The sequence below is a fragment of the Qipengyuania sp. NPDC077563 genome (genome assembly GCF_044901345.1).
Lineage (GTDB): Bacteria > Pseudomonadota > Alphaproteobacteria > Sphingomonadales > Sphingomonadaceae > Qipengyuania > Qipengyuania aestuarii.
The window spans coordinates 1,101,886-1,122,750 of sequence record NZ_JBJDPC010000001.1; the positions used below are offsets into that span (position 1 = coordinate 1,101,886).

20 protein-coding genes and 1 pseudogene are annotated in these 20,865 nt (G+C 65.9%); 15 read left to right on the forward strand and 6 right to left on the reverse strand.

Going from position 1 to position 20,865, the window contains the following annotated elements; genetic code table 11:
- Positions 1–195: 195 nt before the first annotated feature.
- From ACI2I1_RS05350 to ACI2I1_RS05415, 14 genes and pseudogenes are all read left to right on the forward strand, one after another.
- Positions 196–1,935, forward strand: coding sequence for a relaxase/mobilization nuclease domain-containing protein (locus ACI2I1_RS05350; protein WP_404678209.1), 1,740 nt, complete (start codon positions 196–198; stop codon positions 1,933–1,935).
- A gap of 25 nt (positions 1,936–1,960) precedes the next feature.
- On the forward strand, positions 1,961–3,946 hold the full coding sequence (locus ACI2I1_RS05355) for a conjugal transfer protein TraG (RefSeq protein ID WP_404678210.1): 1,986 nt from the start codon (positions 1,961–1,963) through the stop codon (positions 3,944–3,946).
- Positions 3,947–3,955: 9 nt separating this feature from the next.
- Positions 3,956–4,390, forward strand: coding sequence for a CopG family transcriptional regulator (locus ACI2I1_RS05360; RefSeq protein WP_404678211.1), 435 nt, complete (start codon positions 3,956–3,958; stop codon positions 4,388–4,390).
- Positions 4,391–4,607: 217 nt separating this feature from the next.
- Positions 4,608–5,543, forward strand: a complete 936-nt coding sequence (trbB, locus tag ACI2I1_RS05365) for a P-type conjugative transfer ATPase TrbB (RefSeq protein ID WP_404678212.1) — start codon at positions 4,608–4,610, stop codon at positions 5,541–5,543.
- Complete coding sequence (locus tag ACI2I1_RS05370; protein WP_404678213.1) at positions 5,540–5,872, forward strand: TrbC/VirB2 family protein; 333 nt, start codon at positions 5,540–5,542, stop codon at positions 5,870–5,872. Before trbB ends, ACI2I1_RS05370 begins: the two co-directional genes overlap by 4 nt.
- Positions 5,872–6,153, forward strand: a complete 282-nt coding sequence (locus ACI2I1_RS05375) for a VirB3 family type IV secretion system protein (RefSeq protein WP_404678214.1) — start codon at positions 5,872–5,874, stop codon at positions 6,151–6,153. Before ACI2I1_RS05370 ends, ACI2I1_RS05375 begins: the two co-directional genes overlap by 1 nt.
- Positions 6,154–6,164: 11 nt before the next feature.
- Positions 6,165–8,621, forward strand: a complete 2,457-nt coding sequence (gene trbE, locus ACI2I1_RS05380) for a conjugal transfer protein TrbE (protein ID WP_404678215.1) — start codon at positions 6,165–6,167, stop codon at positions 8,619–8,621.
- Entirely contained in the window at positions 8,618–9,388 is a 771-nt protein-coding gene (trbJ, locus tag ACI2I1_RS05385) for a P-type conjugative transfer protein TrbJ (RefSeq protein WP_404678216.1), read from the forward strand. The genes trbE and trbJ overlap by 4 nt, the downstream gene beginning before the upstream one ends.
- Before the next feature lie 10 nt (positions 9,389–9,398).
- A pseudogene (gene trbK-alt / locus ACI2I1_RS05390) lies at positions 9,399–9,677 on the forward strand (putative entry exclusion protein TrbK-alt); the annotation flags it as partial.
- Between the two features lie 112 nt (positions 9,678–9,789).
- Positions 9,790–11,145 carry a P-type conjugative transfer protein TrbL gene (trbL, locus tag ACI2I1_RS05395; RefSeq protein WP_404678217.1) on the forward strand — a complete coding sequence of 452 codons (1,356 nt, stop codon included), beginning with the start codon at positions 9,790–9,792 and terminating at the stop codon, positions 11,143–11,145.
- The gene (gene trbF / locus ACI2I1_RS05400) at positions 11,145–11,828 is read left to right on the forward strand and encodes a conjugal transfer protein TrbF (protein WP_404678218.1); all 684 of its coding nucleotides are present in this window, start codon (positions 11,145–11,147) and stop codon (positions 11,826–11,828) included. The genes trbL and trbF overlap by 1 nt, the downstream gene beginning before the upstream one ends.
- On the forward strand, positions 11,825–12,874 hold the full coding sequence (gene trbG, locus ACI2I1_RS05405; protein ID WP_404678219.1) for a P-type conjugative transfer protein TrbG: 1,050 nt from the start codon (positions 11,825–11,827) through the stop codon (positions 12,872–12,874). Before trbF ends, trbG begins: the two co-directional genes overlap by 4 nt.
- A complete protein-coding gene (locus ACI2I1_RS05410; RefSeq protein WP_404678220.1) occupies positions 12,871–14,094 on the forward strand; it encodes a TrbI/VirB10 family protein in 1,224 nt (407 codons plus the stop codon). The genes trbG and ACI2I1_RS05410 overlap by 4 nt, the downstream gene beginning before the upstream one ends.
- 2 nt (positions 14,095–14,096) lie before the next feature.
- A complete protein-coding gene (locus tag ACI2I1_RS05415) occupies positions 14,097–14,321 on the forward strand; it encodes a DUF2274 domain-containing protein (protein ID WP_404678346.1) in 225 nt (74 codons plus the stop codon).
- Here ACI2I1_RS05415 and ACI2I1_RS05420 read toward each other — a convergent pair.
- From ACI2I1_RS05420 to ACI2I1_RS05440, 5 genes are all read right to left on the reverse strand, one after another.
- Positions 14,269–15,213, reverse strand: a complete 945-nt coding sequence (locus ACI2I1_RS05420; RefSeq protein WP_404678221.1) for a LysR substrate-binding domain-containing protein — start codon at positions 15,211–15,213, stop codon at positions 14,269–14,271. The two genes, ACI2I1_RS05415 and ACI2I1_RS05420, sit on opposite strands and share 53 nt — an antisense overlap.
- Positions 15,214–15,444: 231 nt before the next feature.
- Positions 15,445–16,359 (reverse strand): SDR family NAD(P)-dependent oxidoreductase, encoded by a 915-nt coding sequence (locus tag ACI2I1_RS05425; RefSeq protein WP_404678222.1) that lies wholly within the window; start codon positions 16,357–16,359, stop codon positions 15,445–15,447.
- Entirely contained in the window at positions 16,356–17,093 is a 738-nt protein-coding gene (locus ACI2I1_RS05430) for an SDR family oxidoreductase (RefSeq protein ID WP_404678223.1), read from the reverse strand. The genes ACI2I1_RS05425 and ACI2I1_RS05430 overlap by 4 nt, the downstream gene beginning before the upstream one ends.
- Positions 17,090–17,812 carry an ester cyclase gene (locus tag ACI2I1_RS05435; RefSeq protein WP_404678224.1) on the reverse strand — a complete coding sequence of 241 codons (723 nt, stop codon included), beginning with the start codon at positions 17,810–17,812 and terminating at the stop codon, positions 17,090–17,092. The genes ACI2I1_RS05430 and ACI2I1_RS05435 overlap by 4 nt, the downstream gene beginning before the upstream one ends.
- 23 nt (positions 17,813–17,835) lie before the next feature.
- Entirely contained in the window at positions 17,836–18,762 is a 927-nt protein-coding gene (locus tag ACI2I1_RS05440) for an NADP-dependent oxidoreductase (RefSeq protein ID WP_404678225.1), read from the reverse strand.
- Between the two features lie 121 nt (positions 18,763–18,883).
- Here ACI2I1_RS05440 and ACI2I1_RS05445 point away from each other — a divergent pair, with 121 nt between their 5' ends.
- Positions 18,884–19,846: a LysR family transcriptional regulator gene (locus tag ACI2I1_RS05445; RefSeq protein ID WP_404678226.1), complete on the forward strand. Its 963-nt coding sequence runs from the start codon at positions 18,884–18,886 to the stop codon at positions 19,844–19,846.
- Here ACI2I1_RS05445 and ACI2I1_RS05450 read toward each other — a convergent pair.
- On the reverse strand, positions 19,843–20,850 hold the full coding sequence (locus ACI2I1_RS05450; protein ID WP_404678227.1) for an alpha/beta fold hydrolase: 1,008 nt from the start codon (positions 20,848–20,850) through the stop codon (positions 19,843–19,845). The genes ACI2I1_RS05445 and ACI2I1_RS05450 overlap by 4 nt on opposite strands.
- Positions 20,851–20,865: the final 15 nt, after the last annotated feature.

The window sequence follows — 20,865 nt, forward strand, 5'->3', positions numbered from 1 at the left end:
GGTCCGGAGAGGGGGAGCAGTCAGCACAACCGCACGATGGCGAGATAAAAGCGCGCGAGGTGCGGCTTGGTGCGGTCGTGTTTTTTCAGGGACTTACAGAGCATTTGCGCGAGGTGCGCCTGATCGGCGCAGCCTGCGCGCTCGCAATTTATTGGGGATTTTCCAGGGCTTTGCGCGATGTGCGGGGCCTCGACCATGAGCGGCGAGGACGATTTCCGCATCCGACCTGGTCGCATCCGCTCGACCCGCGCGCAGCAGGCCCGGCCCTTCATCGCCCAGGCGCTGGCGGCCGCCCAGCGCGCCGGCGGCAACGTCTCGCGCTCCGGCAAGATCAGCTCGGGCAACCGCTCGCGGTTCGGGCGCGGTCAGCGCGCGACCGTGCAGGCCAACCGGCTGCTGACCAGCCGGTCACGCAACACGGTCATCAAGACACGCGTCGTCCGCCGTTCGGCGCGGGCCGCGCCGCTCTCCGCCCACCTCAGCTATCTCCGTCGCGAGGGCATCACCCGAGATGGTGAGAAGGCCAGGCTCTTCGGGCCGGAGTCCGAGGACGCCGATCCCAAGGCCTTCGCCGAGCGCACCCAGGACGATCGGCATCACTTTCGCTTCATCGTGTCGCCCGAGGACGCGACCGAGATGTCCGATCTCAAGACCTATGCCCGCGAGCTGATGGGGCAGATGGAGAAGGACCTCGGTACGAAGCTCCACTGGGTCGGCGTCGATCACTGGAACACCGACAATCCTCACGTCCATATCATCCTGCGCGGTCGCACCGACGACGGCCAGGACCTCGTCATCTCGCGCGACTACATCAAGGAAGGCATGCGCGCCCGCGCGCAGGATCTCGTCACCCAGGAGCTGGGACCGCGCACTGATCACGAGATCCGCCGCAATCTCGAACGGCAGATCGAGGCGGAGCGCTGGACCAATCTCGATCGCCAGCTCGCCCGCGACAGCTATCGCACCGGCGTCGTCGATCTCGCCCCGCACCCGGACCGCCAGCCCGACGAATTCCACGCGCTGAAAATCGGCCGGCTGCGCAAGCTGGAAACGCTCGGCCTCGCCGATCAGATCGGACCGGGCCAATGGGTCGTGTCCGAGAATGCCGAGGCGACGCTGCGCGCGCTCGGCGAGCGTGGCGAGATCATCAAGCGCATCCACCGCGGCCTGACGGAACGCGGCATCGAGCGTGGCGCCGCGAGTTATGTACTCGCCGGCGAGAGCCTCAACGATCCTATAGTCGGTCGGCTCGTTGATCGTGGTCTCGACGATGAGCTGAAGGGCACGGCCTATGCCGTGGTCGACGGCACGGACGGGCGCACCCACCACATCAAACTGCCCGACCTCGATGCCGCTGGCGACAGCGCGCCGGGCTCGATCGTCGAGCTGCGCAAGTTCGATGACGCGCAGGGTCGGCGACGCGTGGCGCTCGCCGTCCGCTCCGATCTCGACATCGAACGGCAGGTCAGTGCGGCCGGCGCTACGTGGCTCGACCGGCAGGCGATCGCCCGCGACCCCGTCGCGCTTGGAGGTGGCGGCTTCGGCGCGGAGGTGCGTCAGGCGATGGACCGGCGGGCCGACCATCTCGTCAGCCAGGGCCTCGCCGAGCGGCAATCGCGAGGTGTCAGTTTTGCGCCGGGGCTGATCGACCAGCTGCGCCAGCGTGAGGTGGAAGCTCTGGGTGCGAAGCTCGCCGCCGAAACCGGGCGCCAGTTCACCAAGGCCGGAACGGGCGAATATGTGGCTGGCACCTACCGCCAGCGCTTCGCGCTCGCCTCGGGCCGCTTCGCCATGATCGACGACGGCCTCGGCTTCCAGTTCGTGCCCTGGTCGCCGTCCCTCGAACGCCAGCTCGGTCAGCACGTCTCAGGCGTATCGCGCGGCCCCGGCGGCGTCGACTGGAGCTTCGGCCGCAATCGCGGCCTCGGCATGTAGCCCAATCAAGAAAGGAGTGCCCGCCATGTCGGCGACGAAAATCCTCTGGGGCCAGATCCTCACCGTCTTCCTGATCGTGCTGATGACGACCTGGGGCGCGACACAATGGACGGCCTACCGGCTCGGCTTCCAGCCACAGCTCGGGCAGCCCTGGTTCGAGCTAGCGGGCTGGCCGATCTACTATCCGCCGGCCTTCTTCTGGTGGTGGTATTTCTACGACGCCTATGCCCCGCCGATCTTCATCGAGGGCGCCTATATGGCCGCGTCGGGCGGCTTCATCTCCATCACAGTTGCCATTGGCATGTCCGTGTGGCGGGCACGCGAAGCGAAGAACGTGGAGACCTACGGCTCGGCCCGCTGGGCGCGGCCGGAAGAGGTGAAGGCCGCCGGCCTGCTCGGTCCGGACGGCGTCGTGCTCGGCAAGCATGAGCGCGAGTATCTTCGCCATGACGGTCCGGAGCATGTCCTGTGTTTCGCGCCAACACGTTCCGGCAAGGGCGTGGGCCTGGTCGTGCCCTCGCTCTTGACCTGGCCGGGCTCGGCAATCGTTCACGACATCAAGGGCGAGAACTGGACGCTGACCGCCGGCTACCGTGCCCGCCACGGCCGCGTGCTGCTGTTCGATCCAACGAATGCGAAGTCGACGGCCTACAATCCGCTGCTCGAGGTGCGCCGCGGCGAATGGGAAGTCCGCGACGTGCAGAACATCGCCGACATCCTGGTCGACCCCGAAGGCTCGCTCGAAAAGCGGAACCACTGGGAGAAGACGTCGCACGCGCTTCTGGTCGGCGCGATCCTGCACGTCCTCTATGCCGAGGCAGACAAGACATTGGCCGGCGTCGCCGCTTTCCTGTCCGATCCGAAGCGGCCGATCGAGTCCACATTGGCGGCGATGATGAAGACCGCCCATCTCGGCGAGGCAGGGCCTCATCCCGTCATCGCCAGCGCGGCCCGCGAGCTCCTCAACAAGTCCGACAACGAGCGGTCCGGCGTGCTGTCGACTGCGATGTCGTTCCTGGGGCTCTACCGAGATCCCGTTGTCGCCGAGGTGACGCGCCGCTGCGACTGGCGCATCGCCGACCTGGTCGGCGGCAAGCATCCGACCACGCTCTACCTCGTGGTGCCGCCCTCCGACATCAACCGGACCAAGCCGCTGATCCGCCTGATCCTCAATCAGGTCGGCCGGCGGTTGACCGAGGACCTGCAGGCGAAGGGCAACCGCCATCGGCTGCTGCTCATGCTCGACGAGTTTCCCGCGCTGGGTCGCCTCGACTTCTTCGAAAGCGCACTGGCTTTCATGGCGGGCTATGGCCTGAAAGCCTTCCTCATCGCGCAGTCGCTGAACCAGATCGAGAAGGCCTATGGCCCGAACAACTCGATCCTCGACAACTGCCACGTCCGGGTCAGTTTCGCGACCAATGACGAGCGGACCGCCAAACGCGTTTCGGACGCGCTCGGCACCGCCACGGAGATGAAGGCAATGAAGAACTATGCCGGCCATCGGCTTTCGCCCTGGCTCGGTCACTTGATGGTGTCGCGCTCGGAGACCGCCCGGCAATTGCTGACGCCCGGCGAGATCATGCAGCTCCCGCCCTCCGACGAGATCGTCATGGTCGCCGGGGTTCCGCCGATCCGCGCGAAGAAGGCCCGCTACTATCAGGATCGGCGGTTTCAGGAGCGCATTCTGACGCCGCCCGGCCTGACGAAGCCGGCGAGCGCAAGGGCGGACGATTGGAGCACGCTGGCTTTGCCCGAACGGCCGGTGCTGAACACGCCCGTCGCCGTGGATGATGCGGCCGATGATGATCCGACGGATTCCGAGCGCCGGCATCAGCCCGAACTGAGCCGCACCAAGACCGTCGAGCGAAAGCCGATCATCGAAAACGAGTTCGAGATCGATCCCCGCGATGACGCCGACGAGGATGCCGCCCGCCTCAGCCGAATGACGCAGACGATGCGCCAGGTCGCGCGCCAAGCCTCGCTCGATCCGGGCGACGGCATCGAATTGTAGGAGTAGCCGGTGAGCAAGACGCCGAAGAAGCAGCGCCTATCCGTCTACCTCGACCCGGACGTCATGAAGGCGCTCGCCGCCCATGCAGCGCGACGCGATCTCTCGCTGTCGCTAGTTGCCGAGGCCGGTATCGCGTCTTTCCTCTCGCCAGACGCCGCGGAACGGCAGGAAGCGGCGACGACAAAGCGGCTCGATCAGCTCGACCGCCGCATGGCACGCATGGAGCGCGACCTTGGCATATCGGTCGAAACGCTCGCCGTGTTCATCCGCTTCTGGCTGACCTCCAACCCGCCGCTGCCGGAACCGGCCCAGATCGCAGCACGCGCCAAGGCTGGGGAGCGCTACGAGGCCTTCGTGACCGCGCTCGGCCGCCGACTCGCGCAGGGACCAAAGCTCAGGCAGGAGATTTCGGAAGACATCGCGCCCGCGCGCGACGCGGATTAATCACGATGGCGTAAGGCGCAAGTATTCCCGCGTTCCGCCGTTTCCCTGTCTTTGTACGCCACAGTACGACGACCACATGATGGTTGTTGTCAGACCATAATTTCTGTCTGTTCTACTCATCCCCAATCCAGGGCCGCACTTCGCGGACCCGCAAGAGAACGGGGACGACGTGGCATCAACTCGCCAGAAATCCGAGGCGATTCTTCGCGGCGCGCGCATGCTGCGCACCGCGCTCGGCCCCGCCATCGCCCGGTTTCTGGACGACGCCGCGATCGTCGAGGTGATGCTCAACCCCGATGGGCGGCTCTGGGTCGACCGTCTCTCCGAAGGGCTTTCCGATACCGGTGAGCTGCTGTCGCCGTCGGACGGTGAGCGGATCATCCGCCTCGTCGCACACCATGTCGGTGCCGAGGTCCATCCCGGCGCCCCACGCGTCTCGGCCGAGCTGCCCGAAACGGGAGAGCGGTTCGAGGGGTTGTTGCCCCCCGTCGTGTCCGCCCCGGCCTTCGCCATCCGCAAGCCTGCCGTCGCTGTCTTTACGCTCGACGACTACGTCTGCACGGGCGTCATGTCGGCCGAGCAGGCGGACATCCTACGTCAGGCCGTCGCCGATCGGCGCAACATTCTCGTCGCCGGCGGCACCTCGACCGGCAAGACCACCCTCACCAACGCGCTGCTGGCCGAAGTCTCCAAGACCTCGGATCGCGTCGTCCTGATCGAGGACACCCGCGAGCTGCAATGCGCGGCGCCTAATCTCGTCGCCATGCGGACCAAGGACGGCGTCGCCTCGCTCTCCGATCTCGTCCGTTCATCGCTGCGCCTGCGTCCCGACCGCATTCCGATCGGCGAGGTGCGCGGCTCGGAAGCGCTCGACCTGCTGAAGGCCTGGGGCACCGGCCACCCCGGCGGCGTGGGAACCATCCACGCCGGTACCGCGATCGGCGCGTTGCGCCGCATGGAGCAGCTCATCCAGGAAGCTGTCGTCACCGTCCCGCGCGCGCTGATCGCCGAGACGATCGATCTGGTCGCAGTGCTCTCCGGCCGCGGCGCCTCGCGCCGCCTCGCCGAACTCGCGCGCATCGAGGGCCTCGGCCCCGACGGCGACTACCGCGTCACCCCCGCAAGCCAGCCCCTCACAGGAGACCTGTCATGATCAAGCATGCTTCGCGCATTCGCCGCCACATCGCCACGGCGGTGTCCGTCACCTTCCTGACGCTCGCCCTCGCACCAGCCGCCCATGCGTCCGGCTCGTCCATGCCCTGGGAAGCGCCGCTTCAGTCGATCCTCGAATCCATCGAGGGGCCGGTCGCCAAGATCATCGCCGTGATGATCATCATCATCACCGGCCTGACGCTCGCCTTCGGCGATACGTCAGGCGGCGCACGCCGCCTGATTCAGATCGTGTTCGGCCTGTCGATCGCCTTCGCCGCTTCGAGCTTCTTCCTGTCGTTCTTCTCGTTCGGCGGCGGGGCGCTCGTCTGATGGCCGACGGCGCGGATCATGGCGGCGAGGTTCCGGGCTTTTCCGTGCCCGTCCACCGGGCGCTGACCGAGCACATCCTGCTCGGCGGCGCGCCGCGCTCGATCGCCATTCTCAACGGTACGCTGGCGGCCGCCCTCGGCCTCGGCCTTCGCCTGTGGCTGGTCGGCCTTGCGCTTTGGGCCGTTGGCCACTTCGCCGCCGTCTGGGCGGCCAAGCGGGACCCCCAGTTCGTCGACGTCGTGCGCAAGCATCTGCGCATCCCCGGCCACCTGTCGGTCTGAGGAGCGGTGCGATGATGAACCTCGCCGAATATCGCAACCGCAACACCCGCCTTGCCGATTTCCTGCCCTGGGCCGCGCTTGCGGGCGAGGGCGTGGTCCTCAACAAGGATGGCAGCCTGCAGCGCACCGCGCGCTTCCGCGGCCCCGACCTCGACAGTGCGGTGCCGGCTGAGCTGGTCGCTGTCGCAGGCCGCCTCAACAATGCCTTCCGGCGTCTCGGCTCCGGCTGGGCGATCTTCGTCGAGGCGCAGCGCCACGGCGCCGCGACCTATCCGGCCAGCATGTTCGCCGACAGCGCTTCCGCGCTGGTCGACGCCGAGCGCAAGGCCGACTTCCAGGAAGCCGGCGCGCATTTCGAGTCCAGCTACTTCGTCACCTTCCTCTACCTGCCGCCGGCCGAGGACGCGGCGCGCGCCGAGACCTGGCTCTACGAGGGCCGCGACCACGCCGGGGTCGATGCGCACGAGATCCTGCGCGGCTTCGCAGACCGGACCGATCGTATCCTCCAGCTCATCGACGCCTTCATGCCGGAATGCGCATGGCTCGATGACGGCGAGACGCTGACCTATCTGCATTCCACCGTCTCGACGAAGCGGCACCGCGTCCGCGTCCCTGAGACGCCGATGTACCTTGACGCGCTGCTCGCCGATCAGCCGCTCACCGGCGGGCTCGAACCGCGCCTGGGTGACGCGAACCTGCGCGTCCTCACCATCGTCGGTTTCCCGTCCGCGACCACGCCCGGCATCCTCGACGAGCTGAACCGCCTGGCCTTTCCCTATCGCTGGTCGACGCGCGCCGTACTCCTCGACAAGACCGACGCGACGAAGCTGCTGACCAAGATCAGGCGGCAATGGTTCGCCAAGCGCAAGTCGATCGCCGCCGTCCTCAAGGAGGTGATGACCAACGAGGCCTCGGCGCTCGTCGACACCGACGCGGCCAACAAGGCGGCCGACGCCGACATGGCGCTGCAGGAGCTAGGCGCCGACTATGCCGGCCAGGCCTATGTGACGGCGACGATCACGGTCTGGGATGATGACCCCCGCATCGCCGCCGAGAAGCTGCGGCTGGTGGAGAAGGTCATCCAGGGGCGCGACTTCACGGCGATGGCCGAGACCATCAATGCCGTGGATGCGTGGCTGGGCTCGCTGCCCGGTCACGTCTACGCCAATGTCCGCCAGCCGCCCATCAGCACTTTGAATCTCGCCCACATGATCCCGCTGTCGGCGGTGTGGGCGGGACCGGAACGGGACGAGCACTTCGATGCACCCCCACTGCTTTACGGCAGAACGGAGGGCTCGACCCCGTTCCGGCTTTCCATCCATGTCGGCGATGTTGGCCATACGCTGATCGTCGGGCCGACCGGCGCCGGCAAATCGGTTTTGCTCGCGCTGATGGCGCTTCAGTTCCGGCGTTATCCGCAATCCCAGGTCTTCGCCTTCGACTTCGGCGGATCGATCCGCGCGGCTGCACTGGCCATGCGCGGCGACTGGCATGATCTCGGCGGCGGGCTGACCGACGGCGCCGACGACAGCGTGTCGCTCCAGCCGTTGGCCCGCATCGACGACGTCGCCGAGCGCGCCTGGGCCTCGGACTGGCTGATCGCGATTTTGGGTCGCGAGAGCGTACAGGTCACGCCTGAGGTCAAGGAGCATCTCTGGTCAGCGCTATCCTCGCTGGCATCGGCGCCGGTCGCGGAGCGCACACTGACGGGCCTCTCCGTCCTGCTCCAGTCCAACGACCTGAAGCAGGCGCTCAGGCCCTATTGTGTCGGCGGTCCCTATGGCCGGCTGCTCGATGCCGAGTCCGAACATCTCGGCGAGGCGAATGTCCAAGCCTTCGAGACCGAGGGGCTCATCGGCACGGGCGCGGCCGCCGCCGTGCTCGCCTATCTCTTCCATCGCATCGAGGACCGCCTCGACGGGCGGCCGACGCTCCTGATCGTCGACGAAGGCTGGCTCGCCCTCGACGACGAAGGGTTCGCCGGGCAGCTCCGCGAATGGCTGAAAACGCTGCGCAAGAAGAACGCCAGCGTCATCTTCGCCACCCAGTCGCTGTCCGACATCGACGGGTCGGCGATCGCGCCGGCGATCATCGAGAGCTGCCAGACGCGCATCCTTCTGCCGAACGAGCGCGCGATCGAGCCGCAAATCACCGCCATCTATCGCCGCTTCGGTCTCAACGATCGCCAGATCGAGATCCTCGCGCGGGCCATGCCCAAGCGCGACTATTACTGCCAGTCGCGGCGCGGCAACCGCCTGTTCGAGCTGGGCCTGTCGGACGTGGCCCTGGCGCTGTGCGCGGCCTCGTCGAAACAGCACCAGGCAATGATCGCCGACGTTCATGCCCGCAGCGGAACGGACGGGTTCCTGCGTGAGTGGCTCGCGGCGAACCGGCTCGACTGGGCTGCCGACCTCATCGCCGGCCTCACCAATGTCATCCCCCAAAACCAACCGGAGGTACGTCCATGACCCGTTCCCTTCAAAGCCGCGCGCGCACCCTGCGCATGACGGCCGCAATTCTTGCGGCCCCTTTTGCTCTGTCTCCTGTCCTCACGCCGCCTGCCGCCGCGCAGTGGATCGTCTACGACCCGACTAACTATGCGCAAAACGTGCTGACCGCGGCGCGCACGCTCCAACAGGTCAATCAGCAGATCACCCAGCTTCAGAATGAAGCGACCATGCTGATCAATCAGGCCCGCAACCTGGCGAGCTTGCCGTACTCCTCGCTCCAGCAGCTCCAGCAGTCCGTCCAGCGCACGCAGCAGCTTCTGCAACAGGCGCAGGGCATTGCCCTTAACGTCCAGCAAATCGACCGCGCGTTTCAGACCACATACGGCAACGCCTCGATGTCGGCCTCCGATCAGGCCCTCGTCACGCAGGCGCGCGAGCGCTGGCAGAACACCGTCGGCGGCTTGCAGGACGCGATGCGTGTCCAGGCTGGCGTCGTCGGCAACATCGACACCGATCGCAGCGAGATGTCGGAGCTGGTCGGCCAGAGCCAGGGCGCGACCGGCGCACTGCAGGCGACGCAGGCCGGCAATCAGCTCCTGGCGCTCCAGGCGCAGCAGCTTGCCGATCTCACCGCCGTCGTCGCCGCCAATGGCCGCGCCCAGAGCTTGTCCGAGGCCGAGCGGGCCGCAGCGGCCGAGCAAGGCCGCGAACAGCGCCGCCGCTTCCTCACACCGGGCAGCGGCTACCAACCGGGCAACGCCCGCATGTTCCCGAACGGCAAATGAGGGCATAGCGATGGACGGGAAGATGCTCGCTCGACTCGGCGCTGTCGTGTTCGTCGCTGTCGCGGTCACCGCGACCGCGATCGAGATGACCCGGAAAGAGGAAGCGCCCGAACGGTGGCCGTCCGGCCGCGCGATCGAGGCGCCGGCCGATCCCCTGCGGGACGCATTGATCCGTTGCCAGGCGCTCGGCGAAGACGGACCGCGCGATCCGGAATGTCGCCGTGCCTGGGCGGAGAACCGCCAACGCTTCCTCGCGCCCGGCGCCCGTCCGGCCGAGCGGCTGCCGGACATGCCGCCCGCACCGCGCGATGGCCTCACCCCTCAGTCGCAGCGGACCGACGCACCGGCCCCGACGCCCTCCGCACCGAACACTCCGCAGCTCGACGAGGCGCGATAACATCATGGGCGGCACCGGCGTCATCGACCACTTCCTTGAGGTCTTCACTCGCTACATCGACAGCGGCTTCGGCCTGCTCAGCGGCGAAGTCGTCTTCATCGCCACAACGTTGATCGTCATCGACGTGACGCTCGCGGCGCTGTTCTGGAGCTGGGGCGCCGACGACGACATCATGGCGCGCCTGGTCAAGAAGACCTTGTTCGTCGGCGTCTTCGCCTACATCATCGGCAACTGGAACAATCTTGCCCGGATCGTCTTCGAGAGCTTCGCCGGCCTCGGCCTGAAGGCGAGCGGTACCGGCTTCTCGACCGCCGATCTCATGCGGCCCGGAAAGGTCGCCCAGACCGGCCTCGATGCCGGCCGACCGCTGCTCGATTCCATCTCCAGCCTGATGGGCTATTGGTCGTTCTTCGAGAACTTCATCCAGATCGCCTGCATGTTCCTCGCCTGGGCGCTGGTCCTGCTCGCCTTCTTCATCCTCGCCATCCAGCTCTTTGTCACCCTCATCGAATTCAAGCTGACGACGCTCGCCGGCTTCGTGCTCATTCCCTTCGGCCTCTTCGGCAAGTCCGCCTTCATGGCGGAGCGTGTGCTCGGCAACGTCATTTCGTCCGGCATCAAGGTTCTCGTGCTCGCCGTCATCATCGGCATCGGCTCAACGCTCTTTTCCGAGTTCACATCGGGCTTCGGCGGTCAGAACCCGACGATCGACGAGGCGATGTCGATCGTGCTCGCCGCGCTGTCGCTGCTCGGCCTCGGCATCTTCGGCCCCGGCATCGCCAGCGGCATCGTCTCCGGCGGCCCGCAGCTCAGCGCGGGCGCGGCGGTCGGAACAGGCCTCGCCGCCGGCGGCATGGTCGCGGCAGGGGCAGGCCTCGTCGGCGCCGCTGCATCCGGTGGCGCGGCTCTGGCCGGAGGCGCAGCCGCAGCCGCTCGCGGCGGCGCAGCCGTCGCGGGAGGTGCATCCACCGCTTACGGCCTCGGCGCAGCCGGCCAATCCGGCGCGGCCGGGGTTGCTTCCGGCCTCGGCGGTGTCGCCCGCGCAGGCGGCAGTGCTGCTGTCTCGCCGCTGCGTCGCGCCGCGTCGCGTGCCGCCGAGAGCATGCGCTCCAGCTTCAATGCTGGCAGCAAGGCCGCATTCGAAGCCACGGGCGGCTCATCCACCATGGGATCGACCGGTGGCGACGCCGCCGGCGACGGCGTGGCGCCCGCAAGCGCCGGCAGCCCGCCGGCGTGGGCACAACGGATGCGGCGCTCCCAACGCATGACCCACGCCGTCCAGGCGACGGCCCACGCCGTCCGCTCCGGTGACGCCCATGGCGGCGGCTCTTCCGTCAACCTGTCTGAAGGCGATCGCTGATGTTCAAACGACCCTCCACCCACTACGGCAAAGCCCCAGAGCCGGAAACGCCATACCAGCGCGCCGCCCAGGTCTGGGACGAGCGCATCGGCGCCTCGCGCGTGCAGGCCCGGAACTGGCGTCTCATGGCGTTCGGCTCGCTGATCCTCTCGGCCGGGTTCGCGACCGCGGTCGTCGTGCAGTCGGCGCGCGGAACCATCGTGCCGTGGGTGGTGCAGGTCGATCGGCTCGGTCAGGCGCAGGCGGTCGCACCTGCCGAGGCGGATTACCGTCCGACCGATCCGCAGATCGCTTTCCATCTGGCGCACTTCATCGAGCAGGTCCGCAGCATTCCGGCCGACGCCATCATCGTGCGCCAGAACTGGCTGCGCGCCTATGACTTCACGACCGATCGCGGCGCGATGGCACTCAACGACTATGCCCGCTCCAACGACCCGTTCACGCGCGTCGGCCGCCAACAGGTCGCCGTCGACGTCTCCAGCGTCATCCGCGCCTCTCCGGACAGTTTCCGCGTCGCCTGGGTCGAGCGCCGCTACGAGAACGGCCAGCTGGCCGAGACCACGCGCTGGACCGCGATCCTGACGATCGTGGTGCAGGTCCCCCGCAACGCCGATCGGCTGAGGGCGAACCCGCTCGGCATCTACGTCAACGCCATCAACTGGTCACGGGAGCTTGGGCAATGAAGCCGTCTTTCCGTAAAGCCGGAAACCCGGCTTCGCACACACTTGTATTCCCGGCTCTACGGAGAGCCGCAATCCCGACGGTCCTGCTGGCGACGACCGCGCTCGCCGGCTGCGCGACCACCAACCCGCCGCCCGAGATCTCCTATGATAACGCGGCGCCCGCCGTGCAAACCGTCGATCCGCCCGCGCCGGTTACCGTGGTCGAGCTGCCCCGACCGCTGCCGCTGCCCGGTCAGTTGCAGCGCGTGGAGCCTTCGCGACGCGCGCCCGAGCCGACAGATCCGACCGCGCGGGTAAACCAGGCCAATGCCGCGGCCCGCATCCAACCCGTGCGCGACGGCTTCATCAATTCGATGCAGGTCTACCCGTTCACGCAAGGAGCGCTCTATCAGGTCTACACCGCCGTCGGGCAGATCACCGACATTGCGCTGCAGCCCGGCGAGCAGCTCGTCGGCTCCGGCCCTGTCGCCGCCGGCGACACGGTCCGCTGGATCATCGGCGACACCGAGAGCGGATCAGGGGCGACACGGCAGATCCATATCCTGGTGAAACCGACGCGGCCTGATCTGATGACGAACCTCGTCATCAACACCAACCTGCGCACCTACCATATGGAGCTTCGCTCCGCCGAGCGGACCTATATGGCCTCGGTGTCCTGGCAGTATCCGCAGGACCAGCTCATCGCATTGCGCCGGCAAACCCAGCAGGCTGAAGCCGCGCAGCCGGTCGCAGCCGGCGTCGACCTCGCCAACGTCAACTTCCGCTACGCGATCGAAGGTGGCCGCGCGCCATGGCGGCCGCTGCGCGCCTTCGACGATGGCCGCCAGGTCTTCATCGAATTCCCGCGCGGCATTGGTCAGGGCGAGATGCCGCCGCTGTTCGTGGTTGGTCCCGAGGGTAACACCTCGGAACTGGTGAACTACCGGGTTCGCGGCCATCACATGATTGTCGATAGGCTCTTCGCCGCCGCCGAGTTGCGGTACGGCTCCGGCGATCGCCAGAAGCGCGTTCGGATCGTGCGCACCGATGGGAGACCGGCGTCGTGAGCCAGACGGAGCCCCGGAAAGAGGAAGGTCCGGACGAGGAGGCTCGGCCGTTGACCGGCGAGCCCGTCGGTCCTGCGCAGATGCGGCTGCGCGCCGAACCGCCGCGCGTCACTCGACTGTCGAGAAAGGTGCTGGCCGGTCTCGGCCTGGTCGCGAGCGTCGGGATCGGCAGTGCGCTCATCTATGCGCTACAAACCCGCGATGGCGGTCGGCCCAACGAGGAACTTTTCTCGACCGAGAACCGCCCGACAGCCGACGGCATCGCCGGCCTGCCGCGCGATTATAGCGGTGTGCCTCAGCTGGGCCCGCCGCTTCCGGGCGACCTTGGCCGCCCCATCCTTGACGCACAGAATCGCGGCCAGCCCGTACCGACACCCGGCGTGGTCCCGCCCAACCCCGGCCTCAGTCCGGAAGAGCAGCGGCGCATTCAGGAACTCGAATCGGCACGCACGGCGAGGCTTTTCGCCGCCACCGAAACCCGCACGGCGTCGGCAACGCCGTCCCAGACAACGCCTTCCGCGCAACCGATACCCGATCTCACCAGCCTCGGGTTGGCCCCGCCACCGACAACGCCCACGGCGCAGGACCGGCAAAACGCGTTTCTCACTGCGGCCGCCGATCGGCGCACAGTCGCTGCCGATCGCGTCGCCGCCCCGGCGTCGCCCAACATCCTTCAGGCTGGCGCCGTGATTTCCGCCGCGCTTATCACTGGGATCCGATCAGACCTTCCCGGTCAGATCACGGCCCAGGTAACCGAGAATATCTACGACAGCCCGACGGGCCGCATCCTGCTCGTGCCTCAAGGTACACGCGTCATCGGCCAGTACGACAACAACGTCCAGTTCGGACAAAGCCGCGTGTTGTTGGTATGGAACCGGCTGATCTTTCCGAACGGCCGGTCGATCGTTCTAGAGCGCCAGCCAGGTGCCGACGCCGAAGGCTACGCCGGCCTGCAGGATGGCGTCGATTACCACTGGTGGGATCTCGCTAAGGCGGCCGGACTATCCACGCTGCTCAGCGTTGGCGCCGAACTCGCCGTGGACAATGATGACCGCCTCATCCAAGCGATTCGCAACGGCGGCCAGGACACGATCAATGACGCCGGGCAACAGATCGTACGGCGTCAGCTCAACGTCGCCCCGACTCTTACGATCAGGCCGGGTTTTCTCGTTCGCGTGATTGTAACCCGCGACATCGTGCTAGAACCCTACGGAGGATGACGGTGGTGAACTTGAAGCTTGGCCCTATCGCTGACGACAAGCCTGTCAAAGTGACACTTGACCTCCCAGCACAACTTAACCGAGACTTGTCCGCTTATGCTCAGGCACTTGCGCAAGAGGGAGGCGGACCAGCAATCGAGCCCGTGCGTTTGATAGTCCCCATGCTTGAGCGCTTTATCGCCACCGATCGTGGGTTCGCCAAGTACCGGCGCCAGGTAGCGGGCTAGGCTGGTACTGTTGTCGCAGCTGTCTCGTGAGGTTCTTCACAGCCGGGTTGGTGCTGCTGTTTGACCAGATCGCGCTCCAGCAGAATTGGTCCGCCGCCTGCACGGAGACGAGCTGCAAACCTGGGTAGGTTGCGCCCAGCATCGACTCTGCCGCCAGCGTCAAGCCGAACCCTTCCTCCACAAGATACATCAGGTTATCCCGTCCAACGCGCTGAAGGGAAATGTGCGGCTTGCGCCCGAACCGCCGAAGTTGCGCGCCGATCACCTCAGCAACCTTCATCCCGAAAGCATCCGAACTGACAAGGAAGGTCTCGTCGGCCAAGTCGCGCCACCGAACAGCAGCGTTTTTGGCAATGGGATGCTCGACCGGTGCCGCAACGAGTAGAGGCTCTTCCCAGATGCGAATGGCGTCACAGCCTTCAATCTGCGGCTCTCCGATGACGAATGCTATGTCGAGCCGGCCGCGCGAAATCCCTGCGACGTTGTCGTCAAAGCTGGCCTCCTCGACGCGGATCTTGACTCCTAGATAGCTTGTTCGAAAGCTCGCGAGCAACTCTGGAAGCGGCCCTTGGACGAGAGTGCCCATAAGTCCGATCCTTAATTGACCCTCATGGCCAGCACGCAGCGAAGCCAGCTCCTTTACGGCCCTGTGGAGTTGCTCCGCACCTATACGCGCCTCTTGGAGGAAATGACTTCCGAGAGGTGTCAGTGCAACGCCCGTCCTTTTGCGCTCAAAAAGGATGATACCGAGACGCCGCTCAAGCAACTGCACGCGGCGAGTCAAGGTCGATTGATTAACGCCAATAGCTTGCGCCGCACGTCGAAACGACCCGTACTCCGCTACCAGGTGAGCGTATCGCAAGTACCTTAAGTCCAGAGCAAGATCGGGCATTCAAATGCGCGAAGTTGATGCGCGCGCCACCGGCTGGACCAGGCGCAGTGATTCACCGCTGCCCTTCCAATGCCATGGGACACTGTGCGGCCACCAATCTCTTCGATGCCGCGGGTTGAAACCGTCCACACCTCGTGCAGTGGCGTCCTCGAGTGAGCAAAAGGCGGGTAATTTGAGAGACATCAGCTTTTCATGTTCAGAAGCTGCCTGCGCGGAGGCCGAGACCATGTCTCAGCGCCGCGCCGTTCGGTCGGGCGGAAGAAGATCACTGAAGCCCAGCCGTTCAACGAAGCGAGCCTGCGCATGGCCGACGGCCATGGCGATGGCCTCGGCGCCCTTCGCTTGCCCATCAACGAAGACATGATCGGGCTGCCTGCCTTGCGGCAGTTGAAGAGCCGCCACGAGACGTTCGCCCACCGCTTGCACCGTCAGGCCGAGACCTTCCTCCTGGTCGATGCTTTCGATCCGCCTGGTCAGCGCGGGAAGCCGGCCTGCCAAGGCAGCATAGGCGCCGGTTCGCTCCGCATCGTCCCCGCTGTGTGCATCGGCGAAATGGTCGGTGCCTACCGGGAAGGCTCCGGGCACCAGGAACAGGCTCTCGATCCCGAACGGTCTAACTTCCAGCGCCATGGCCCGTGCAAGCGCATCGCCTGCAGCCTTGCTCGCCTCATAGACGCCGATGAAGGGCTCGGGGATGTAGGTCGTGGTGCTGCCGACATACACGATTGTTCCGTGACCTTGAGCGCGCAGCACCGGAAGGACAGCGCGATTGACCCGCAGCCAGGACACGGCGTTGGTGTCAAGGATCGACAGGAACTGGTCCGGCGTGAAACTCTCGGCCATGCCGTTCATCAACATGCCGGCGTTGTTGACCACCACGTCAAGCCTGCCGCCGGCGCGATGACTCTCCTCGACCGCCGCCACGCAGCTCTCCTCGGACAGGACGTCCATCTCGATCGGATGGACGCGGTCCCCGCCCTCGGCACGTAGCGACCCGGCCGCTTCGGCATTGTGACCTTCGACGCCGCGCATGCCAGCATAGACGATGTAGCCGGCGTCGCGCAGCGCTTCGGTCACCGAGCGCCCGATCCCCGAGGCCGAGCCGGTTACCAGCGCCACCTGGCGCTCTTCATTATGAGCAGTCATGCCATGCCTCCATTGGCGCGCACGCTCTGACCGCTGATCCACTGTGCCTTGCCCGAGACGAGCAGCTCGATGGCATCGGCGATGTCGTCGGGTTGCCCCAAACGCCCCGCAGGTGAGCCCGCAGCACGCGCGGCGATCTCGTCCTTGCTCTTGCCTTTCAGGAAGAACTCGGTTTCCACCGGTCCCGGCGCGACGCAGTTGGCGGTGATGCCGCGCCCGCCCACTTCCTTGGCAAGGACGGCGATCATTGCCTCGATCGCACCCTTGGCGGCGTTGTAGATGCCGTAGCCCGGAGGCTTCAGCGCGAGCGTCGTGGTCGAGATCGCCACGATCCGGCCGCCGTCACGCAGCCGCTTCGCTGCCTGGGCGAGGCATAGGAAAGTCCCTTTCAGATTGACCGCCATCTCGCGGTCGAAGTGCGCGTCGTCGGCTTCAGTAAAAGTCGCCGGCTTGAAGATGCCGGCGGCGGTGACCAGCACGTCGACGCCGCCGAACCGGTCTTCCGCCTTGTCGAATAGCGCCACGACCTCGCCAGCATCCGCAACGTTGGTCTTCATGATGATGACGGTGCCCGGCAGATCCCCGCTTGCATCCACGAGGGCCTGCGCCTCCTGCTCCGACGAGGAATAGCTCGCGACAACATCGTAGCCGCTCGCAGCGAGCCGGAGCACGGTCTCGCGACCGATGCCGCCCGAACCGCCGGTGACGATGGCGACCTGTCCCGCGCCGCTCATTTCTCGTCTCCTTCGGAAGTGACGGGCCAGGCGCCGATCTGGTTCAGGAAGCCGAACCAGTCCTCCATGTGCCAGGTGTAGGCGATCTGCGTGCCGTGGAAGGTGTGGAACTCGTGCAGGCGAATGGCGTAGGGTTTGCCGGTCGCGGTTACTCCGAAGAAATCTTGCGAGTGCGTGCCGCGCATTTCGGCGCGGACCGCCGCCTTTTCGTCGCCGAAGACGACGTCCTTGATCTCGATCGTGAGATCGGGAAGCGCTTGGCGTACGCCGGCGATGAACTGCTTCATCGGCTCGCGTCCCGGTTCCTGCCCCTGGTTACGCGGTTCCTCATCCCAGTCGGCGGCGATCGCGTGGTCGAGCTGGGCCGCATCGCCGGTGGAAAACGCGCCGTAGAAGCGTCGGAGCGCTTCCAGACGCGCGGCTTGCGCCGCATTCTTCGTAATGGTTGTTGCGGTCATAAGACTGTGTTCCTTGTGAATGTCGTTTAAGGATATGCGCCCGGTCAGAGTTGTGACGGCGCGATTGACGATGGGTTGGGCGATAAGGAGCGCCGGAAACGCCACGATCCAGGCGCTCGCCCAGCCCGAGATCCAGACACAGAAGGCGGGCAGCGCTCCAGCTACTCTCACGATCGCGACGAAGGACACGAGACCGCTCATCAGGAGCGAGAGCAGGACGGGGCTTAGCAACGCCTCGAGTCTGGAGTTCGGAGCAAACACCGAGATTGTCTGGTCCGCTCGGCTCAGCCCCGCGGCTTGAAGATGATCTTGCCCTTCGCCTCGCCGGCTGCCTGCCGGGCCAAAGCCTCCGCGCCCTTCTCGAGACCGACCATCCGGTCGAGGCGCACCTTCACTCCGTGATCGGCGCGCTCCGCGACATGGCCGAGCTTGGCAGCATCGGACACGTGAAAGACGAACTTCGCCTCGACACCGGCTTGGCGCGCGCGTTCCTCGTCCGGCGGCATCGGGGTGGCGATGAGCGTACCGCCCTGCTTGAGCACCTTCAGCGAGCGCTCCTCGACATCACCCCCGACCGTGTCGATGACCAGATCGATGTCGGACAGTTCGTCCTCGAAACGCTGCTTCTGGTAGTCGATCACCTTCGTGGCGCCGAGGCTGCGGACATAGTCGGCATCGGCACCCGACGCGGTGACGAACACATCTGCGCCTGCCTGGACGGCGAGCTGTGTAGCGAAGGCACCGACAGGGCCTGCTGCGCCATGAACGAGCACTCGCTGGCCCGGGGCTACAGCAAACTCCTCGAATAGGATCTGCCAGGCCGTCCCGCCGATCGTGACGAGGCCCGCGCTCTCCGCGAGCGGCATCGACGTCGGTGCGCGCACTAGCTGATCGGCCGCGACCACGGCAAACTCGGCAAAGGCGCCGCCCTTGGAAGGGTCTAGCCTGGCGATGACCTCGTCGCCGGTCTTCCACCCCGAGACACCGTCGCCGACCGTCTCGATCGTGCCTGCGATGTCGGTGCCCGGCACATAGGGAAAAGCCACCGGAAAGAAGTCTGTCATGTAGCCGGCATGGATCTTGGTATCGAGCGGATTGACCGCTGCGCCAGCGACCTTGACGAGCACTTCGTTCGTTGCAACCCGTGGCACAGGACGTTCGGCAACGGCCGGCACCTGTCCATAGTCGGGGTATTCCAGGGTCTTCATCATGACTTGCTCCTTGATCATGCGATCAATGTGGCAAGCCACCCGTCATTGCGTAAGTCGATAATCATGATACGACATTATCAGCGCTGGTTATAGCCAAGTTGACGAAGGCGGACTGTGAGCCATGAATCTCAGCAGCATTGATCTTAATCTGCTTGTCGGCTTCGAAGCGCTCATGGCCGAGCGCAACGTCACCCGCGCCGCGGCACGGGTCGGACGCACGCAGCCGGCGATGAGCGGCACGCTGGCCCGGCTACGCGAGCTGATGGAGGACGAACTCTTCATCCGCACGGCGGACGGGCTTCAGCCCACGCCCCGCGCGCTCGAACTGCATGAACCCGTGGGCAAGGCGCTGGCGCAGATCGAGGCGGCGTTCTCGTTTCGCGACCGCTTCGTGCCGGAGACCGCCGAGATGGCGTTCACCATCGCGATGTCCAATCCGCCGACGATCTCGCTCCTTCCCGCATTGTTCGAGGAGCTGACGCGAGCCGCGCCGGGGATCACCATGCATGTGCGTGGGTTCGACGATCGGGACGAGGCGATCGCGCTCCTTGACAGCGGGGTGGTCGACATCGCGATCGGTGTCCCGCCGACCGAGAAGGCCGGTCGGATCCTTTCGCGGCCGCTGTTCGAGGACGGCTTCGTCACGATGATGCGCGCCGGCCACCCTGCAGCGTCGAGCACATTGACCCGGTCCGTATTCCTCGCCTGGCCGCATATCCTCTTCTCGCCTGAGGACGATCGGTTCGGGATTGTCGACGAACGTCTCGAGAAGCTGGGCCTGAAGCGCAAACTCGTGCTGACCGTGCCGAATGCCACCGCCGCGGCGCTCGTCGTCGAACGAACTGACGCGCTGTGCACGATGCTGACCGGTCTCGCGCTTCAGTTTCAATCAGCCGGCAGGGTGGTTCTCGCCAAGACGCCGCTCGATCTGCCCTCCGCGCCGTTCACGATGAACTGGCACCGCCGTAACGATGCTAATCTCGCGCAGCGCTGGTTCAGGGGTCTGATCGGCCAGACGGCGATGAAGCGTGATCGTTCGCCCGGGCAGACAGTCAGGCAACCCGCCCGGACGAAGATTCCTTAGACACATTTGTCCATCAGCCACTGAGCGATCGCGCGATTGGTGCCGTCGGGGTCTTCAAGCGCGAGTTGGTGACCGGCATCGATGATCACCTCGGTCAGATCGCTGCAGTCCTCGCGCATAGGTTGGGCAAGCCGGCTGCGCACGGTTTCGCAGACATTGTCGCGCCCGCCATGGAGGAACAGGACCGGCATCGCGAGACGCCCGAAATCATGCGCCTCTCGCGCATATTCCATGTTCGCATCGTCGCTCAGATACCAGGCGATTGGCCCCGAGAAGCCGTTAGCGGCAAGGTCGCGCGCCATTTCCTCGACATGCTGATCCTCCAGCAGGAGGTTGTCGCGGGGAATGTGCGCGAGATCGATGCCACCGAACAGGCCGCCGCGCTGCCGCGCTGTCGCCGAAAAAGCCGGACCACGCGTATCGGACAGCGGTTTGCTGGGTTGAAAGACGAGGCGCAGGATGCCTGCCGGCTCTGCTTCCATGGCGCGCGCGATGGGGGTGAAGTGTTCGCGAAAAGCGAGCCAATAATCCCATTGACCGACAGGAAAGTCCTCGGCCGGGTAGATCTCGCGATCGAGCAGCGGAACGAGCGCCGGTAGCGCGAAGCCGCGCGCGAGATAGGGGATGCTTGCGCTCGCAACGCCACGACAGCGCTCGGGATAGTGCGCAGCAAGCGCCCAGACCACCGGGCTGCCCCAGTCGTGCCCCATCCAGACTGCCGGCGCACCGCCGAGGCTGTCATGCAGCTCCACAAGGTCGGCGACCGTTTCGCGGTTGGCGTAGGCGACGACGTTGTTCGGGACAGACGAGGCCCCGTAACCGCGCATCCAGGGTGCGATGCAGCGCCAGCCTTGCGCGGCGAAATATTCGATCTGACGGATCCAGACGAACGGCGCCTCGGGCCAGCCATGAACGAAGATCATCAACGGGCCGTCGGAGGGACCTGCCTCAAGATAAGCGGTACGATGCCTGTCGCTCTCGAACGTCTTTCTATCGATCGTCATCTCACCTGGTCCTTT

Excerpts from the sequence above, each read along its gene's own strand:
- ACI2I1_RS05350 (WP_404678209.1), top strand. The coding sequence starts at position 196 with ATGAGCGGCGAGGACGATTTCCGCATCCGACCTGGTCGCATCCGCTCG.
- ACI2I1_RS05355 (WP_404678210.1), top strand. The coding sequence starts at position 1,961 with ATGTCGGCGACGAAAATCCTCTGGGGCCAGATCCTCACCGTCTTCCTG.
- trbB (WP_404678212.1), top strand. The coding sequence starts at position 4,608 with ATGCTGCGCACCGCGCTCGGCCCCGCCATCGCCCGGTTTCTGGACGAC.
- ACI2I1_RS05370 (WP_404678213.1), top strand. The coding sequence starts at position 5,540 with ATGATCAAGCATGCTTCGCGCATTCGCCGCCACATCGCCACGGCGGTG.
- ACI2I1_RS05375 (WP_404678214.1), top strand. The coding sequence starts at position 5,872 with ATGGCCGACGGCGCGGATCATGGCGGCGAGGTTCCGGGCTTTTCCGTG.
- trbE (WP_404678215.1), top strand. The coding sequence starts at position 6,165 with ATGATGAACCTCGCCGAATATCGCAACCGCAACACCCGCCTTGCCGAT.
- trbJ (WP_404678216.1), top strand. The coding sequence starts at position 8,618 with ATGACCCGTTCCCTTCAAAGCCGCGCGCGCACCCTGCGCATGACGGCC.
- trbL (WP_404678217.1), top strand. The coding sequence starts at position 9,790 with ATGGGCGGCACCGGCGTCATCGACCACTTCCTTGAGGTCTTCACTCGC.
- trbF (WP_404678218.1), top strand. The coding sequence starts at position 11,145 with ATGTTCAAACGACCCTCCACCCACTACGGCAAAGCCCCAGAGCCGGAA.
- trbG (WP_404678219.1), top strand. The coding sequence starts at position 11,825 with ATGAAGCCGTCTTTCCGTAAAGCCGGAAACCCGGCTTCGCACACACTT.
- ACI2I1_RS05420 (WP_404678221.1), bottom strand. The coding sequence starts at position 15,213 with ATGCCCGATCTTGCTCTGGACTTAAGGTACTTGCGATACGCTCACCTG.
- ACI2I1_RS05425 (WP_404678222.1), bottom strand. The coding sequence starts at position 16,359 with ATGACTGCTCATAATGAAGAGCGCCAGGTGGCGCTGGTAACCGGCTCG.
- ACI2I1_RS05430 (WP_404678223.1), bottom strand. The coding sequence starts at position 17,093 with ATGAGCGGCGCGGGACAGGTCGCCATCGTCACCGGCGGTTCGGGCGGC.
- ACI2I1_RS05440 (WP_404678225.1), bottom strand. The coding sequence starts at position 18,762 with ATGATGAAGACCCTGGAATACCCCGACTATGGACAGGTGCCGGCCGTT.
- ACI2I1_RS05445 (WP_404678226.1), top strand. The coding sequence starts at position 18,884 with ATGAATCTCAGCAGCATTGATCTTAATCTGCTTGTCGGCTTCGAAGCG.
- ACI2I1_RS05450 (WP_404678227.1), bottom strand. The coding sequence starts at position 20,850 with ATGACGATCGATAGAAAGACGTTCGAGAGCGACAGGCATCGTACCGCT.